Origin of the sequence: Streptomyces sp. 142MFCol3.1, from assembly GCF_000424945.1 — a bacterium.
Taxonomy (GTDB): Bacteria; Actinomycetota; Actinomycetes; order Streptomycetales; family Streptomycetaceae; genus Streptomyces; species Streptomyces siamensis.
The window spans coordinates 1-16,667 of sequence record NZ_AUKV01000033.1 but is presented as its reverse complement, the minus strand read 5'-3'; the positions used below and the strand labels follow the sequence as shown (position 1 = coordinate 16,667).

Genomic DNA, 16,667 nt, shown 5'->3' with positions numbered 1-16,667 from the left:
AGCCGTCATGACCGTCAACTCTCTCCCGGTCCGCACGGACACCCCGGTCCGGACCTCCGCCCCGAAAACTCCCCGCACCGCCCGTCGGCTGCTGCGCATACGCGCCGGCCGCCAGCACCACGCCGGACCGCTCGCCTATGTCCTGCTCGCCGTCATGGCGATCGTGTCGGTCTTCCCGCTGTACTGGACGATGGTGGCGGCCTCCACGGACAACACCCGGGTCAGCCAGACACCTCCGCCGTTCCTGCCCGGCCCCAACCTGTTCAGCAACCTAGCCCGCGCGTGGGACGAGGCGGCGATGGGGAAGGCCATGATCAACAGTCTGATCGTGGCCGGGGTCATCGCGCTGTCCACGGTGCTGTTCGCGACGCTGGCGGGCTTCGCCTTCGCCAAACTGCGGTTCAAGGGACGCAACATCCTGCTCACGCTGGTGATCGGCACCATGATGGTGCCGCCGCAGCTCGGCGTCGTACCGCTGTTCATGATGATGTCCGAGCTCGGCTGGTCGCAGCAGCTGCCGGCCGTCATCTTCCCCACGCTGGTGAGCGCGGTCGGGGTGTTCTTCATGCGGCAGTACCTCTCGGAGGCGCTGCCGGACGAGCTCGTCGAGGCGGGACGCGTGGACGGTGCGCACTCGCTGCGGATCTTCTGGAGCATCGTGCTTCCGGTCGCGCGGCCCGCGATGGCGGTCCTGTTCATGATCACGTTCGTGCACGCGTGGAACGACTTCTTCTGGCCCTTCGTGGTGCTCGACATGACGAACCCGACCGTCCCGGTCGCCCTCACCCAGCTCAGCGCCGGGTATGTCCGCGACCAGTCACTGATCATGGCGGGTGCGCTGCTGGGCACCCTGCCGCTGCTGGCGATGTTCATCGTCTTCGGCCGCCAGATCGTCAGCGGGATCATGGCCGGCGCCGTCAAGGGCTGACGCCGACCGGCCTCGGCCGGCCTTCCGCACCGGCCCGGCACCCGGCCACCGGTCCGCCCCATCCGTATCCCTGTTTCTTCGCACCCCCGCGACACACCCTTTGAGAGGATCTACGTGGTCACCGCAGCACGACATGGCGGTTCCGCCCCGGACGCGGCCCGAACCTTCCCCGACGGCTTTCTCTGGGGCTCCGCGACCGCCTCGTACCAGATCGAGGGCGCAACCACCGAAGATGGCCGCACCCCCTCCATCTGGGACGTCTACGCCCGCACCCCCGGCCGCGTCCGCAACGGCGACACCGGCGACATCGCCACGGATCACTACCACCGCTGGCGCGAGGACGTCGCGCTCCTGGCCGACCTCGGCCTCGGCGCCTACCGCTTCTCCCTTGCCTGGCCCCGGGTCCAGCCCACCGGTCGCGGCCCGGCCGTCCAGAAGGGCCTGGACTTCTACCGCCGTCTCGTCGACGAGCTGCTGGCCCACGACATCACTCCGGTGGCCACGCTCTACCACTGGGATCTGCCGCAGGAGTTGGAGGATGCGGGAGGCTGGCCCGAGCGCGTCACGGCCGAGCGGTTCGCCGAGTACGCGGCCATCGCCGCGGACGCCCTCGGCGACCGGGTGAAGACCTGGACCACGCTCAACGAGCCCTGGTGCAGTGCCTTCCTCGGCTACGGCTCCGGTGTCCACGCCCCCGGCCGCACCGACCCGGTCGCCGCCCTGCGCGCCGCCCACCACCTCAACCTGGGGCACGGGCTGGCCGTCCAGGCACTGCGCGACGCGCTTCCCGCCGACGCCCAGTGCTCGGTCACGCTGAACTTCCACGAGGTGCGCCCGCTCACCGGCAGCGACGCCGACACCGACGCCGCCCGCCGGATCGACGCGCTCGCCAACCGGGTCTTCACCGGCCCGATGCTGCAGGGTGCCTACCCGGAGGACCTGCTCAAGGACACGGCGGCCCTGACCGACTGGTCCTTCGTGCGCGACGGCGACCTCCAGCAGATCAACCAGCCCCTGGACTTCCTCGGCATCAACTACTACACGCCCACACTGGTTTCGGAGGCGGACGGCAGCGGCACGCACAACTCGGACGGACACGGCAGGAGCACGCACAGCCCCTGGCCCGGAGCGGACCTGGTCGCCTTCCACCAGCCCCCCGGTGACACCACCGCCATGGGCTGGGCCGTCGACCCCACCGGCCTGTACGACCTCCTGCGCCGGGTGGCATCCGAATTCCCCGCACTACCGCTGGTCATCACGGAGAACGGGGCGGCCTTCGACGACTACGCCGACCCCTCCGGCAAGGTCAACGACCCCGACCGGATCGCCTACGTGCGCGGCCACCTGGCCGCCGTGCACCAGGCCATCACCGACGGCGCGGACGTGCGCGGCTACTTCCTGTGGTCGCTGCTGGACAACTTCGAGTGGGGGTACGGCTACAGCAAGCGCTTCGGCGCCGTCTACGTCGACTACCCGACGGGCACCCGCATCCCCAAGGCCAGCGCCCGCTGGTACTCCGAGGTGGCCCGCACCGGCGTCCTGCCCGGCGCCTGACCGGACCGGGTGGCGGCACCACCCTGCCCGCCCCGCACGGTGCCGCCACCGCGGAGCCTGCCCCCGCGCCCCGCTTCCCGCGGGCCGGGGGCAGGCTCGACTCACCGTCCCAGCAGGGAGATCGGCTCTCCCGGACGTCACCCGGCTGCGGGCACCCGGTGGATCACCGGGTGCCCCTTCCGCACGCTATTGACTGTTCGGATCGAATGGGTTGTCCGGAATTCCGTCGGTCGGCGTCCCCGTCGGCGTGGCCGGCTTCGTGGTCGTCGGATCGGTCGTCGTCGGCTCGTCCGTCGGAGACGGCGGACTGCTGCTCGTCGGCGGCTCGGTCGACGGCTCCTCGGTGGTCGGCGTCGACGAGGGGGTGCTCGACGGCGTCCGGGTGACCGTGGGCGTCTCGGTGGGCTCCACTGCCGCGCCCGACGTGGTGTTCAGGTCGAACTTGCTGACCTTGCCGTCCAGCGCGTCGAAGGTGTACGCCGCCCAGATCTGCGCCGGGAAGCCACCGCCGTTGACGCGGCCGCCCTCGGCGACGAGACCGGTGGCGCCCTTCATGGAGACGTGCTTGCCCGCGTCGGCGGTGCCGACCGCGCCCTCGCCGAAGAGGCCGACCGAGGTGACCAGGTCAGGCGTGTAGCCGGTGAACCAGGCCGACTTGTTGTTGTCGGACGTACCCGTCTTGCCCGCGACCTGCTGACCGCCGCGCGACGGGTTGTCCCGCACGGACGTCCTGGCCGTACCGTCGTCGACCACACCGGTCAGCACCGAGGTGACCGTGTCGGCCGCCTCCTCGCTGATGACCCGGTCGCCGATCGGGTCGGGGAAGTCGACCGAACGGTCCTTGTGCTCGGCCTTGGCGACGACGGCCGGGGTGACCTTCTTGCCGTGGTTGTCGAGAGTGGCGTAGACGCCGGCCATCTCCAGCGGGCTCGCGCCCATGGAGCCGAGGGTCTGGGCGGGCACCGCCTCGAGACCCTTGGTGTCCATGCCGAGCTTGCCCGCCACCTTCAGGACCTCGTCCATGCCGACGTCGACGCCCATCTGCGCGAAGACGGAGTTGATGGACTTGTTCATAGCGGTCTGCACGGTGACGTCGCCGTAGCTGTGCTCGTCCTCGTTCGGCGGGGCGAAGCCGATGTCGCTGCCGACCACGGGCCGGCGGTTGGTGCCGTCGTAGACCGTGTTCGCCGTGATGAGCCTGCCGCGCTGCGTCTTGGCCTTCTCGTCCAGGGCGGCGGCGAAGATCAGCGGCTTGAAGGTCGAGGCGACCTGGTAGTCCCGGCGCGTGGCGTTGTTGTAGTAGTGCTTGAAGTAGTCCTTGCCGCCGTACATCGCGAGGACCCTGCCGTTCTTCGGGTCGACGGAGACGGCACCGGCCTGGATGTTGCCGTCGACCTTGCGCTTCTTCGGGTCCAGCTTGCTGGTGAGCTGCGCCTTGACGGTCTTCTCCAGCAGCGCCTGCTTCTTCTTGTCGACGTTGAGCGTGATGGTCCAGCCGCCGGCCTCCACCATCGCCTGGGCCTGGTCCAGGTCGGAGGCCGTGCCGTCGGTGACGAGCTGCTTGGCCAGCGCATTCTCGGCGGCCTTGACCAGATAGCCGGTCTGGCCCTCCATGCCGGGGGCGCCCTTGGGGTCCTTCGGCACGGGGAACTTCAGCCCTTGGCGCTCGCCGGAGTCGAGCCAGCCCTGCTCGACCATGTTGTCGAGGGTGTAGTTCCAGCGGGCCGTGACCAGCTTCTTGCCGGTGTCCGTCGCGACGCCCCAGTCGTACTGGCTCGGGGCCTGGAGCAGCGAGGCGAGGTAGGCGCCCTGGGCGACGGAGAGTTCGCTCGCGTCGATGCGGTAGTACGCCTGCGCCGCGGCCTGGATGCCGTAGGCGTTGCGGCCGTAGTAGCTGGTGTTGATGTAGCCGGCGAGGATGTCGTCCTTGGACTTCTGGCGGTCCACCTTCAGGGAGATGACCAGTTCCTTCAGCTTGCGCGTGACGGTCTGGTCCTGGTTCAGGTAGTAGTTCTTGACGTACTGCTGGGTGATCGTCGAGCCGCCCTGCTTGCCCTTGCCCGACAGAGTGTTGATCAGACCGCGGGCCGTGCCCTTGAGGTCGACGCCGGAGTCCTTGTAGAAGGACTTGTTCTCGGCGGCGACGAAGGTCTTCTGGACGCTCTTCGGCACCTCGGACAGGTCCACGACCTCACGGTTGACCTTGCCCGTGCGGGCGAGGACGTCGCCGTTGCGGTACTTGTAGATGTTGCTCTGCAGCCGTGCGGCCGCGTTGCCCTTGGGGACGTCGACGACCATGTAGAGCACGATGAAGGCGCCCATGCCGAGCAGGCAGAGGCCGAAGAACGTCCCGGTGATCGTCTTCCAGTTGACGAACCGGCGTATGCCGCTGCGGCGGCTCTTGCCCCCGGCCGGCGCGCCCGCGGCGCCCGCTCCGGACGAGCGCTTGGGCGCCGCGCGGCGGCCCTGTGCCTGCCGCGCTCGTCTCTCTTCCGCTCGTCCCATGGGTCGATCCGCTCCGCTTCACTCTCGTGTGGCACACAGGTTCGTCGCTCAGGTCAGCTCAGAAAGCTAACACCGCGCGCTATGACAAAGGGCCGCCGATCCGGTCTTTTCCGGACGTGACAATCAGCACGCCGGGCACTCCTCCCCGACCAAACCGACGAGCGGGAGGGGTGGAAGGTTGTCGAGCGAGTTAAAGTGTTATCACTTGGATAGACGGAAGCTATGCCGTACGGAACGGGGGGACCTCCCATGCCGGCACACCGCTCGGCCGCGCGCGGCCCCGCACCCGAGGGCGTGCCGGAGATGCCCGCGCCGCGGGTCCGGGAGTCCGCCGCGCACAGCATCGGGACCCTCCACCGATGACGGCTCCTTCCGAGGGCGCACCCCCTCAGCGTCGGCCGCGGCAGCGCAAGCAGGTGCTGCTGCGGCTGGACCCGTCGGTGTACGAGGCGCTCGCACGCTGGGCCGGGGACGAACTGCGGTCCGCCAACGCGCAGATCGAGTTCCTGCTGCGCCAGGCGTTGGCCGACGCGGGGCGCCTGCCCGGCGGGACCGGGCCGATGCCCCGGCGGGGACGGCCGCCGGCGGAACCCGAGGGCCACCCCCACCGGGAACGACCGGCGGCGGAACCCGGGGCGTAGCACCGCCGGGGCATGAACATCGGCGACACGGGGGACACAGCCCCGCCGGGCACGGCGTCGGCCGTGGCCCGGACGCGCCCGGCCCGTGGGCGGTCCGCAGGGCGCCGCCCCGCGCCCGCAGGGCGTCGCCCGTCACCGGTGACAGAACCGTGACAATCGCCTCCCACCTGCACCACCGTACGCGCCGCCATGATCTACACACTGGGCGTATACATCCGGCGTATACACCGTGTGTAGAGTGCTCGCATGTCCATCGGTCACACCCTCCTGGGGCTCCTGGAGTCCGGCCCGCGTCACGGCTACGACCTGAAGCGGGCCTTCGACGAGAAGTTCGGTCACGACCGGCCGCTGCACTACGGCCAGGTCTATTCGACGATGTCCCGGCTGCTGAAGAACGGACTCGTCGAAGTCGACGGGATCGAGCCGGGCGGCGGGCCCGAGCGCAAGCGGTACGCCATCACCGACGCCGGCGTCACCGACGTGCAGCAGTGGCTCGCGACGCCGGAGAAGCCCGAGCCCTATCTCCAGTCGACCCTCTACACCAAGGTCGTGCTCGCGCTCCTCACGCACCGCGACGCCGCCGAGATCCTCGACACGCAGCGCTCGGAGCACCTGCGCATGATGCGCATCCTGACCGACCGCAAGCGCAAGGGCGACCTCGCGGACCAGCTGATCTGCGACCACGCCCTCTTCCACCTGGAGGCCGACCTGCGGTGGCTGGAGCTCACCGCCGCGCGCCTCGACAAGCTCGCCGAGGCGGTGACGACCCGATGACTCCCCCACCCGGTTCCCTGCTCACCGCCTCGGACCTGCGCAAGGCGTACGGGCCGACGACCGCCCTGGACGGCGCCGAGTTCTCCATCCACCCCGGCGAGATCGTCGCCGTCATGGGTCCGTCCGGCTCCGGCAAGTCCACCCTGCTGCACTGTCTCGCCGGGATCGTGACGCCCGACTCCGGGTCGATCACGTACCACGGCCGCGAGATGACCACGATGAACGACGCGCAGCGCAGCGCCCTGCGCCGCAGCGACTTCGGCTTCGTCTTCCAGTTCGGCCAGCTCGTACCGGAGTTGACCTGCGTCGAGAACGTCGCCCTGCCGCTCCGGCTGAACGGGACGGGCCGCAAGGATGCCGAGCGCGCCGCCCTCACATGGATGGAACAGCTGGAGGTCGACGACCTCAAGGGCAAGCGGCCCGGCGAGGTCTCCGGCGGTCAGGGACAGCGCGTCGCCGTCGCCCGTTCGCTGGTCACCAACCCGCGCGTGCTGTTCGCGGACGAGCCGACCGGCGCGCTCGACTCCCTCAACGGCGAGCGCGTGATGCAGCTGCTGACCGACGCCGCACGCTCGACCAATGCCGCCGTCGTGCTCGTCACGCACGAGGCGCGGGTGGCCGCCTACTCGGACCGCGAGATCGTCGTGCGCGACGGCAGGTCCCGGGACATGGAGCGGGTCGTATGAGTGTCCGCCCCTCACCCGGGACCGGCCCGACCGGGACTCCGCCCGGCCCCTCGCCCGTCACCCCGTCAGCCGGGGAACCACGTGTCCCGCGCGGCCTGACGCAGTGGTCCCGTGACCTCGCCATGGGCGCCAGGTTCGCGGTGACCGGTGGCCGCGAGGCCTGGGTGCGCGTGCTGCTCACCGCCGTCGGGGTCGGCCTCGGCGTGGCCCTGCTGCTGCTCACCACGGCCATACCGAGTGCTCTGGCCTCCCGCCACGACCGGGAGCAGAGCCGCAACGACGTGACGTTCCGCTCGGACGTCATGAAGAAGTCGGACCGCACGCTGCTCGTCGCGGCCACCGGCACCACCTTCCACGACAAGGACGTACGCGGACGGGTCCTGCAGCCCGAGGGCCCCCGGGCGCCGCTGCCGCCCGGGCTGAAGGAGTTCCCCGCCGCCGGCGACATGGTCGTCTCGCCCGCCCTGGACCGGCTGCTCAAGTCCCCGGACGGCAAGCTGCTGCGCGAGCGCCTGCACTACCGCATCAGCGGGACGATCGCCGACAGCGGTCTCGTCGACCCGCACGAACTCGCCTACTACGCGGGCTCCGACAGCCTGAAGGCGACCTCGCAGACGGCCGGCCGGATCGAACGCATCGACTCGTTCGGGGCCGACAACCCGTCCGAGGCCATGGACCCCGTCCTGCTGCTGCTCGTCCTGATCGTCTTCGTGGTGCTCCTGATGCCGGTCGGCGTCTTCATCGCGGCGGCCGTACGGTTCGGCGGCGAACGGCGCGACCGCAGGCTCGCGGCACTGCGGCTGGTCGGTGCGGACGGACGGATGACGCGGCGGATCGCGGCGGGCGAGGCGCTGGCCGGAGCTCTGGTCGGGCTGGTGCTCGGCGCCGGGTTCTTCCTGATCGGACGTCAGCTCGCCGGAATGATGGAGGTCTTCCGGGTCAGCGTGTTCCCCGGCGACCTCAATCCGGCGCCCGGCCTGGTGGCACTGGTCGCCGTCGCCGTGCCGGCCGCCGCCGTCGCCGTGACGCTGTTCGCGCTGCGCGGGGTCGTCATCGAGCCGCTGGGCGTGGTCCGTACGGCCCGGCCCTCGCGACGCCGGCTCTGGTGGCGGCTGCTGCTGCCGCTGGGCGGTCTCGCACTCCTCTACCCGATGATCGGGCAGGGACGCGACAACGGGGACTTCAACCAGTACCTCGTCATCGGCGGCGTCATGCTGCTGCTGGTCGGCATCACCGCGCTCCTCCCCTGGGTCGTCGAGGCAGTCGTCGCCCGGCTGAACTCCGGCGGTGTCGCCTGGCAACTGGCGATCCGCAGGCTCCAGTTGAGCAGCGGCACCGCGGCTCGCATGGTCAACGGCATCGCGGTCGCGGTGGCCGGCGCGATCGCCCTGCAGATGCTGTTCGCCGGCGTCGACAGCGACTACACCAAGGTCAGCAAGAACGACCTCACCCGCGCCCAGATGTCCGTGGAGGTGCCCGACGGCGTCCCGGCGAGCCAGGTCGCCCGGCGCCTCTCCTCGACCAAGGGTGTCCGGCACACCGTCGCCCTGGCCAACAGTCAGGTCGGCGACGGCAGGAACGAGCCCGAGCGCCAGTCGCCCGTGACCGTCGGCGACTGTGCCGCCCTGCGCGAGGTCGCCCGGCTGCCCTCCTGCAAGGACGGCGACGTCTTCGCCGTGCCGAACGCCCAGTGGGACGAGTACACCAAGCAGCTGAGCAAGGCCGGCACCAAGCTCTACATCGACCCGTCCTACGGCAGCGACAACAAGGGCAAGGAGATCGCCTGGACGGTGCCGAAGGGGGTCCGGGAGGCGGCCACGCGCAAGGATCCGCAGGGTGACGAGCGCGGAGGCTTCCTGTTCACCCCGGCCGCGCTGCCCGAGAAGGCGGAAGGGGCCCTGTACGGAACCGTGTTCCTCGCACTCGACGAGTCGGTGCCGGACGTACAAGAGCTCGTCCGCAACACCGCGGCGGAGATCGACCCGCTCGCCGATCCCATCACCTGGAGCGAGTCGACCCAGTCGAAGCGGTTCACATCCATCCGCACCGGCCTGTTCGTCGGCGCGACCTGTGTCCTCGTGCTCATCGGGGCGAGCCTGCTGGTCTCCCAGCTGGAGCAACTGCGCGAGCGCAAGAAGCTGCTGTCGTCGCTGGTCGCCTTCGGCACCCGGCGCCGCACTCTGAGCCTGTCGGTGCTGTGGCAGACGGCGATCCCCATCGCGCTGGGCCTGGCGCTGGCGTCGGTCGTCGGCCTGACGCTCGGCACGGTGCTGCTCAAGATGACCAGTACGCCGGTCGGCGTGGACTGGGCGAGCGTGCTGTCGATGACGGGCATCGGCGCGGCGGTCGTGGTGCTGGTGACGGCGCTCAGTCTGCCGCCGCTCATCCGTCTGATGCGGCCGGACGGACTGCGCACGGAGTGACCGGCCCACGCCGCGCACGGGCGGCCCTTCCCCACCGGGGAGGGCCGCCCTTCTGCGTCAGAGCCCGTACTCCCGCACCACGCGACGGGTCTGGGCGAAGAGCATGCCGACGTTCACCGACTTACGGCAGACGACCACGGCGACCACGTCCTGCTGCTCGCTCATGCGCACGAACAGGTGCGTGAGGTTGTCGCTGTTCACCAGGATCTCCTGGAAGAAGTGCTGGTCGCTCTCGATGCCGCGGCGTTCCTTGAAGACGTCCTCGATCATCTGCACCGTGCGCCCCTGGAACAGGTCGAGGGTCGCGCCCGCGAGCAGGTCCAGCACCTCGGGCGGGTGGTTGTCGACGGTCTCGTACGACAGCAGCATCCCGGTCGCCATGTCGACGACGCCCGAGGCCAGGCAGTCCGGTGCGTCGGTACGCAATGCCTTGACCAGGCCCATGACCTGGTCGGAGAAGCCCGATGTCATCCGCTTGCTCGCCATCCTCTCAAGCTCCTTCGGTAGCGGTCAGGATCGAACCGATGCGCCCGAGGGCGGGCCGGGTCTCCTCGTGCAGGCGCTCGATGTCGATGCCCTCGTCGCCGAGCACGACCATCAGCGCCGTGTCGCCGACGGCGTAGAAGGCGGCGCAGCCCTGACTTCCGTACGTCACCGTCTGCCGGAATGTGCCCCGGCCCGTCGCCTCGGCGGCACGCCGGGCGATGCCCAGGCCCGCAGCGGCGATCGCGGCGAGACCCTCCGGGTCGATGGTGGCGGCGGTGTCCGCCGCGATGAGCATTCCGTCCGCGGCCGCCACGGCCGTGTCGGTGATTCCGGTGACCTGCTCCCGCAGGCCTCTCATTTCCATCGCCAGTGCCTCGTGATTCATATGCCGAACTCCCTGACAGCTGATCGCATTTGCTTGTTCTCGCGCTGACGAGCGCGCGTCCACTACGCGGTTCTCCGGGAATGTCAGGTACCGGAATCCGGGGTCCAGATCCGGTTGCGCAGACGGAAGAACCCTTTCCAGCTCCCCCCGGCCGTTTCCGGGGCGAGAGTCTCGGTGATGCCGCTCGCCCCTGGCTTACGCCGGGGCAGCGACGACGCGTGGGGGGAAGGGGGGCCGCCCGGCGACCCCGGCTCGCCCGCGGTGTGTTCGGCCCCGGCCGACGGCTCGGACGCCGCCGGCTCCTCGGCTCCCGGCGCCGCCGTCCCGGCCTGCTCGGGTCCGCCCTGCTCGGCGGGGGTGCCCTGCGCGGCGGGGGTGCCCTCGGACTCCGGCCACCCGGTCTCGGGCCAACGGATCTCGGGCCACCCGGCGTCGGCCCACCGGGCGTAGGGCCACTCCGCGTCGGCCGGGTCGGCCTCGGCACTCCCGGTGTCGGCCTGTTCGGGCTCGGCAGACGCGGCAGGGGTGCTTCCGCCCGCGGACCGCCCGGTGCCGACGGGTTCGGAAAGGGTGCCGCCGGCCTCGAATCGCTCTGCATCGACGGGCCCGGGAAGCATGCCGCCCTCCCGCGACCGCCCCGCGCCGACGGGCTCACCTCCACCGCTGCCGGCCTCGGAACGCTCGGCACCCACGGACCCGGCACCGGTGCTCCCGGTGTCGGGCCGCTCGGCGTCGGCCGGGTCCTCGACGCAGCGCCCGGCCTCCGGCCGCTCGGTGCCCGCAGGCTCGGCATCGGTGGGCCCACCCTCGGCGGGGCCACCGTCGAGGGGCCCGGCGTCGCCGGGGTCCGCGCCGTCGGACTCCTCACCGCCCGGCTCCACGTCGGAGGGCTCGGCGCGCGTGCCGCCCGCGCCGGCGGCCTCGTCCGACCCGGTCCGCTCGGCGTAGGCGCGCCCGGGTGTCTCCTCCGGCGGCGGACGGTGGCCCGGCGTGCCGGCGGCCGGCGGCGTCCGGGCGGCTATCGGTCCGGTGACCGGAATGCTGATCGGGGCGACGGTCCCGGAGTCCGCGGCGAGCTCCAGCAGGCCGTCGCCGAGCATGCGGGCCATCGCGACGGTGACGGTGTAAACACCGAGGCCGGTCGCGAAGGCGATGTCACGTGCGGTCCGCCGCCCGTCGGCGTGGGCCAGCAACTCCCGCTGGAGCGCGGGAAGACGGGCGTCGGCACCGTCGGCGGCCGGGGTGGGCACGGGCCGTTCACGCTCGGGCCGCACGGGACACGGCAGGGCGGCGACGGCGGCCAGTTTCCGTGTCGCGTCCTGGAGCAGCCGCGCGGGCGGTTCCCCCATGGCGACCGGAGCGAGCGGCTCGGCGGCGTCGAGCGGGGCGCAGCCGTCGACCCGTCCGGCGACGACCGCGAAGGCCGCGTCCTGCGTGGCCATCACACAGACGACCCTCAGCTGCGCGGCCCCCGCGTGCCCGTGGGCGATCAGTCCGGTCTGCGGCCAGCGCGTGCCCTCGTTCTCCCGGAGCAGCTCCGCCCACTGCTCGCCGCTGACGCGCCCGGTCCGCAGCAGCCTGGCCTCCGGCCCCGGTGCGCCGGGGCTCTCGACGGCGACGACGAGTCCGTCCCGTAGATGGAAGGCACCCCCGGGCCTGCCGGACACCCGCAGTCTCCCCGTCGCCCGCGAGTCCTGGCACTCAGTGAGGGCGTGCGACAGCAGGTCGAATCCGACCCGGCCAAGGGAATCCCGAATGCCCGACATCACTCCCCTTGGAGATTCCGGCACTTCTCGAACTTCGCACAGATGCCTGATGCATCACGCTGAAGTGGAATGTGTATCAGTCCGGGGGCATATCTCAGCGAGAGTCGCACTACCTGACGGAAGTTGAAATATCCCGTCCCTCAATAGCCTTCATCGGTCATCCGGTTGACCGACTCTGCACCGCCCTCAGCCGTCCGCGCCCAGTACCCGGACGGGCAGCGGACACAGCGCCTCACGCAGGGCCGCCGCGAGTTCCTCGTACTCCGTGCCGCGTGCGGCGCCCGACCGCATGGCGAGGGCGATACGACGGGTCGGCGCCGGATCGGCGAAGTATCCGGTGAGCAGCTGGTTGCTGCGGGTCGTCTCGACCTTGACCGCGGTGCGCGGCAGCAGCGTCACACCGAGACCGCCGGCGACGAGCTGGACGAGCGTGGAGAGTCCGGCGGCGGTGGTGGTGACGGGAGCGTCGGCGCGGCCCGCCTCACGGCAGATGTCGAGAGCCTGGTCGCGCAGGCAGTGCCCCTCGTCGAGCAGCAGGAGGTTGAGTTCGCGCAGCGCTTCGCGGGGGATGCCCTCCCGGCCGCCAAGCCAGTGGTCCAGCGGGGTGACCAGTACGAAGTCCTCGTCGAACAGCGGGAGTTCGACCACTCCGGGCACCCCGAGCGGCACGGCGAGCAGCAGCAGGTCGAGCCGGCCGACCGCCAGGCCCTCCAGCAGGCTCGCGGTCTGCTCCTCGTGGACCTGGAGGTCGAGGTCGGGGTAGCGGTCGTGGACGAGCCTGAGGACGGTGGGCAGGAGGTAGGGCGCGACGGTGGGGATGACGCCGAGACGCAGGGCCCCGGTGAACGGCGCCCGCACCGCCTCCGCCTCCTCCAGCAGCGCCCCGACCTCGTCGAGCACGGCCTTCGCCCGTACGGCGAGGCGCTCACCGGCGGGCGAGAGGAGCACCTTGCGCGTCGTACGCTCCAGCAGCGTCACGCCGAGGGTCTCCTCCAGCACCGAGACCGCGCCGGACAGGGCGGGCTGGCTCATGCCGATCGCGGCGGCGGCATCGCGGAAGTGCAGGTGCTCGGCCACGGCGGCGAAGGCGCGCAGCTGGGCGAGACTGGGCTGGCGGCGCCCGTTCCCCCTGGGGCCCGCCCTGCCGATGGGGCTCGCCATGCCGGTACCTCTTCACTCGTAGTCACTGATAGCTGTTGCCGATCAACCTGACCGAGTGTAGCTATTTCCGCAATCAATGCAGCCTGTGCCAACATCAGCTTCGTCCAACCCATGGGAAACGCCCTCAAAAGGGGTTGTTCCTCGCTGCAAGGAGAGCGCGTGCTCACTGTCGGTGACAAGTTCCCCGAGTTCGATCTGACTGCCTGTGTCTCGCTGGAGAAGGGCAAGGAGTTCGAGCAGATCAACCACAAGACCTACGAGGGCCAGTGGAAGATCGTCTTTGCGTGGCCCAAGGACTTCACCTTCGTGTGCCCGACCGAGATCGCGGCCTTCGGCAAGCTGAACGACGAGTTCGCCGACCGTGACGCCCAGGTCCTCGGCTTCTCCGGCGACTCCGAGTTCGTGCACCACGCCTGGCGCAAGGACCACGACGACCTGCGCGACCTGCCCTTCCCGATGATGGCCGACTCGAAGCACGAGCTCATGCGTGACCTCGGCATCGAGGGCGAGGACGGCTTCGCCAAGCGTGCCGTGTTCATCGTCGACCAGAACAACGAGATCCAGTTCTCCATGGTGACCGCCGGTTCCGTCGGCCGTAACCCCAAGGAGGTCCTTCGGGTCCTGGACGCCCTGCAGACCGACGAGCTGTGCCCGTGCAACTGGACCAAGGGCGAGAACACCCTCGACCCGGTCGCGCTGCTGGCCGGTGAGTGACCTTTCATGGCCCTCGACGAACTGAAGTCCGCCCTGCCGGACTACGCCAAGGACCTGCGCCTGAACCTGGGCTCGGTCATCGGCAACAGCGACCTTCCGCAGCAGCAGCTGTGGGGCACCGTGCTCGCCTGCGCCATCGCGTCGCGGTCCCCGCGGGTGCTGCGTGAGCTGGAGCCGGAGGCGAAGGCCCAGCTGTCGCCGGAGGCGTACACGGCCGCCAAGGCCGCGGCCGCCGTCATGGCGATGAACAACGTCTTCTACCGGACGCGGCACCTGCTCTCCGACCCGGAGTACGGGACGCTGCGGGCCGGGCTGCGGATGAACGTCATCGGCAACCCCGGTGTCGAGAAGGTCGATTTCGAGCTCTGGTCGCTCGCCGTGTCCGCCGTGAACGGCTGCGGGCAGTGCCTCGACTCGCACGAGCAGGTGCTCCGCAAGGCCGGTGTCGACCGGGAGACGATCCAGGAAGCGTTCAAGATCGCTGCGGTGGTTCAGGCCGTCGCCACGACGCTGGACGCCGAGGCGGCCCTCGCCGGCTGATCCTCCGGGTTCCCCCCTTCGCCCCGTCCACCGTCCCCGGTGGACGGGGCGAGGTGTTCTCGCCCCGCCACCCCTGCCCGCCCCTTGTCCCCGGCGGCTCCGCCCCCAGGCCCTCGCATCGGCCTGACGGCCTCGTCCTCGATCGCCGGACGGGCCGGGCCGGCATCGGCCCGTCCGGCCGATGACGCGACACGCGGGGGGCGCTACGGCGTCGGGGAACCCGCGGATGCCGCGTCCACCGCGGTGGCGCCCCGCGGCTCCGGGGCATGGCGGCGGGACGCCTCCTGGGCGTACGAACGCAGGTACGCCACCACGGTGTTGGTGACCGCGACGAGCGGCACCGCGACCACCGCTCCGCCGATCCCGGCGACCATGCCGCCCGCGGCCACGGACAGCACCACGGCCAGCGGATGCACCCGTACCGCCCGGCCGAGGATGAACGGCTGGAGGATGTGCCCCTCGATCTGCTGCACGGCGAGCACGACGACCAGCGTCATGACCGCGGTGAAGACGCCCTGCGTCACCAGGGCCACGACGACCGCCAGCGCGCCGGAGATCACCGCGCCCACGAGCGGGATGAACGCGCCGAGGAAGATGAACACGGCGAGCGGCACGGCCATCGGCACGTCGAGGAAGTAGATGCCCAGGCCGATGAAGATGGCGTCGATCAGCGCGACGATCACCGTGCCGCGGACGTACGCCGTCAGGGTGCGCCATGCCCGCGGGCCCGCTCCCGCGACGCCGGGCCGGGCGGCGGCCGGGACGAGCTTGAGCGTCCACTGCCAGATGCGCTTGCCGTCGTAGAGGAGGAAGAGGGTCGAGAACATCGTCAGGAGGATGCCGGTGAGGGCCTCGACGATGACGGTCACGCCTTCGAGGCCCGCCGAGGTGATCTGGTCGGTGTTCGCGCCGACCGCTTCGCGCAGGTTCTTCGCGATCTCGTTGATCTGCTTGTCCGTCACATGGAACGGGCTGTTGAGGAGCCACTTGCGCAACTCGTCGATGCCGTCCTGGATCTGGTCGGAGAGGTTGTCGATGTTCTCCTGGACCTGCCAGACCACGAACCAGCCGACCAGTCCCATGACGACGAAGCCGAGGATCGCGGTGAGCGCGGTGGCCAGTCCGCGCGGTACCCCGTAATGCTTGAGGCGGGCCACGGTCGGCTGGAGCAGCGCGGTGATGAGCAGCGCCGCCACGAAGGCCAGGACCACGAGCTGTACGGCGCTGATCACCCGCATCAGCACCCAGACGGTGCCCGCGAGCACGAGCAGTCGCCAGCCGGCCTCGGCCGCGACACGCACCCCCCACGGCACGGCCATCGCCGGGTCGGGCCGGCCGGCCGTCAGGGGACCGTACGCGACCGGCGCGGGTGCGGACGTGACGGTGGTGTCGCCGCCGGCGGGGCGCTGGTCCTCGGGGGCGGTCACCGGGTGGCCGCCGGTCGCGGACCCGGAGGTCCCGGATCCGGGCCGCGCGTCCTCGGGGGCTCTTCTCACATGAGGGACTTCCGGCCCGTCCTCCGTGGACAGGGAGCCCTCGGACTCCTTCTCCACTTCGGCGCGGCGTTCGTCCAACCGCTCCCCCAGCTCGGACAGTCCGGCGCCCAGCCGGCCGAGCCATCCTGGCACTCGCGACATGATCCGTCCTCTTCCCCCGTTGCGCCCCACCACTCCCCCCTGGAGTCGTCGGCTCCGACCGTACATGGCCGAAGCCCCTCCCCCTGGGAGGGGGAGGGGCTTCGCAAGGTTGAGCGGTTCGAGCGGCCGACGTGCGGCCCGGTGCTCAGTACCAGTTGTTCGCCTGCCAGAACGACCAGGCCTCACACGGGCTGCCGTAGCGGCTGTTCATGTAGTTGAGGCCCCACTTGATCTGGGTGGCCGGGTTCGTCTGCCAGTCGGAACCGACCGAAGACATCTTGGAACCGGGCAGTGCCTGGAAGAGACCGTAGGCGCCGGAGGAGGCGTTGACCGCCTTGTAGTTCCAGCTGGACTCGTGGTCCACGATGTTGCTGAAGCACTGGAACTGGCCGGACGGCACCATCTGGCGTGCCATCGCCTGGATCTGCGCAACGGTGTACGAGCTCTGGACGGAGAAGCTGGAGGCG

General features: G+C 70.6%; 15 protein-coding genes. 8 read left to right on the top strand and 7 right to left on the bottom strand.

Annotation, left to right across the window (positions count from 1 at the left end):
- Positions 1-7 precede the first annotated feature (7 nt).
- Entirely contained in the window at positions 8-928 is a 921-nt protein-coding gene (locus H305_RS0135555) for a carbohydrate ABC transporter permease (RefSeq protein ID WP_028804643.1), read from the top strand.
- Between the two features lie 114 nt (positions 929-1,042).
- A complete protein-coding gene (locus H305_RS0135550) occupies positions 1,043-2,482 on the top strand; it encodes a GH1 family beta-glucosidase (protein ID WP_028804642.1) in 1,440 nt (479 codons plus the stop codon).
- A gap of 186 nt (positions 2,483-2,668) precedes the next feature.
- Here H305_RS0135550 and H305_RS0135545 read toward each other — a convergent pair whose 3' ends face one another.
- Positions 2,669-4,987: a transglycosylase domain-containing protein gene (locus H305_RS0135545; RefSeq protein WP_028804641.1), complete on the bottom strand. Its 2,319-nt coding sequence runs from the start codon at positions 4,985-4,987 to the stop codon at positions 2,669-2,671.
- 359 nt (positions 4,988-5,346) lie between these two features.
- Between H305_RS0135545 and H305_RS48000 the strand changes: the two genes are divergently transcribed.
- From H305_RS48000 to H305_RS0135525, 4 genes are all read left to right on the top strand, one after another.
- Positions 5,347-5,628, top strand: coding sequence for a hypothetical protein (locus tag H305_RS48000; RefSeq protein ID WP_051371300.1), 282 nt, complete (start codon positions 5,347-5,349; stop codon positions 5,626-5,628).
- A gap of 246 nt (positions 5,629-5,874) precedes the next feature.
- Positions 5,875-6,402, top strand: a complete 528-nt coding sequence (locus H305_RS0135535; RefSeq protein WP_028804640.1) for a PadR family transcriptional regulator — start codon at positions 5,875-5,877, stop codon at positions 6,400-6,402.
- Positions 6,399-7,088 (top strand): ABC transporter ATP-binding protein, encoded by a 690-nt coding sequence (locus H305_RS0135530; RefSeq protein WP_028804639.1) that lies wholly within the window; start codon positions 6,399-6,401, stop codon positions 7,086-7,088. The genes H305_RS0135535 and H305_RS0135530 overlap by 4 nt, the downstream gene beginning before the upstream one ends.
- A 122-nt stretch (positions 7,089-7,210) precedes the next feature.
- Positions 7,211-9,511, top strand: a complete 2,301-nt coding sequence (locus H305_RS0135525) for an ABC transporter permease (RefSeq protein ID WP_158690638.1) — start codon at positions 7,211-7,213, stop codon at positions 9,509-9,511.
- Positions 9,512-9,568: 57 nt separating this feature from the next.
- Here the strand turns inward: H305_RS0135525 and H305_RS0135520 are convergent, their stop codons facing one another.
- The 4 genes from H305_RS0135520 to H305_RS0135505 all read right to left on the bottom strand — a co-directional run bounded on the left by H305_RS0135520 (position 9,569) and on the right by H305_RS0135505 (position 13,309).
- Positions 9,569-9,997, bottom strand: a complete 429-nt coding sequence (locus H305_RS0135520; RefSeq protein WP_028804637.1) for a hypothetical protein — start codon at positions 9,995-9,997, stop codon at positions 9,569-9,571.
- Positions 9,998-10,001: 4 nt separating this feature from the next.
- On the bottom strand, positions 10,002-10,382 hold the full coding sequence (locus H305_RS0135515) for a roadblock/LC7 domain-containing protein (RefSeq protein WP_028804636.1): 381 nt from the start codon (positions 10,380-10,382) through the stop codon (positions 10,002-10,004).
- 83 nt (positions 10,383-10,465) lie between these two features.
- Positions 10,466-12,049, bottom strand: a complete 1,584-nt coding sequence (locus H305_RS56175) for a MarR family transcriptional regulator (RefSeq protein ID WP_051371298.1) — start codon at positions 12,047-12,049, stop codon at positions 10,466-10,468.
- A 285-nt stretch (positions 12,050-12,334) separates the two neighbouring features.
- Complete coding sequence (locus tag H305_RS0135505) at positions 12,335-13,309, bottom strand: LysR substrate-binding domain-containing protein (protein WP_051371296.1); 975 nt, start codon at positions 13,307-13,309, stop codon at positions 12,335-12,337.
- 159 nt (positions 13,310-13,468) lie between these two features.
- Between H305_RS0135505 and H305_RS0135500 the strand changes: the two genes are divergently transcribed.
- Both H305_RS0135500 and H305_RS0135495 read left to right on the top strand, forming a co-directional pair.
- The gene (locus H305_RS0135500; RefSeq protein WP_028804634.1) at positions 13,469-14,023 is read left to right on the top strand and encodes a peroxiredoxin; all 555 of its coding nucleotides are present in this window, start codon (positions 13,469-13,471) and stop codon (positions 14,021-14,023) included.
- A 6-nt stretch (positions 14,024-14,029) separates the two neighbouring features.
- Entirely contained in the window at positions 14,030-14,563 is a 534-nt protein-coding gene (locus H305_RS0135495) for an alkyl hydroperoxide reductase (RefSeq protein ID WP_028804633.1), read from the top strand.
- A gap of 203 nt (positions 14,564-14,766) precedes the next feature.
- Here H305_RS0135495 and H305_RS47990 read toward each other — a convergent pair whose 3' ends face one another.
- Together H305_RS47990 and H305_RS0135485 are read right to left on the bottom strand one after the other, a co-directional pair.
- Positions 14,767-16,200, bottom strand: coding sequence for an AI-2E family transporter (locus H305_RS47990; protein ID WP_037766381.1), 1,434 nt, complete (start codon positions 16,198-16,200; stop codon positions 14,767-14,769).
- Between the two features lie 145 nt (positions 16,201-16,345).
- A partial coding sequence (locus tag H305_RS0135485; protein ID WP_028804632.1) for a transglycosylase SLT domain-containing protein occupies positions 16,346-16,667 on the bottom strand: 322 nt, incomplete at its 5' end.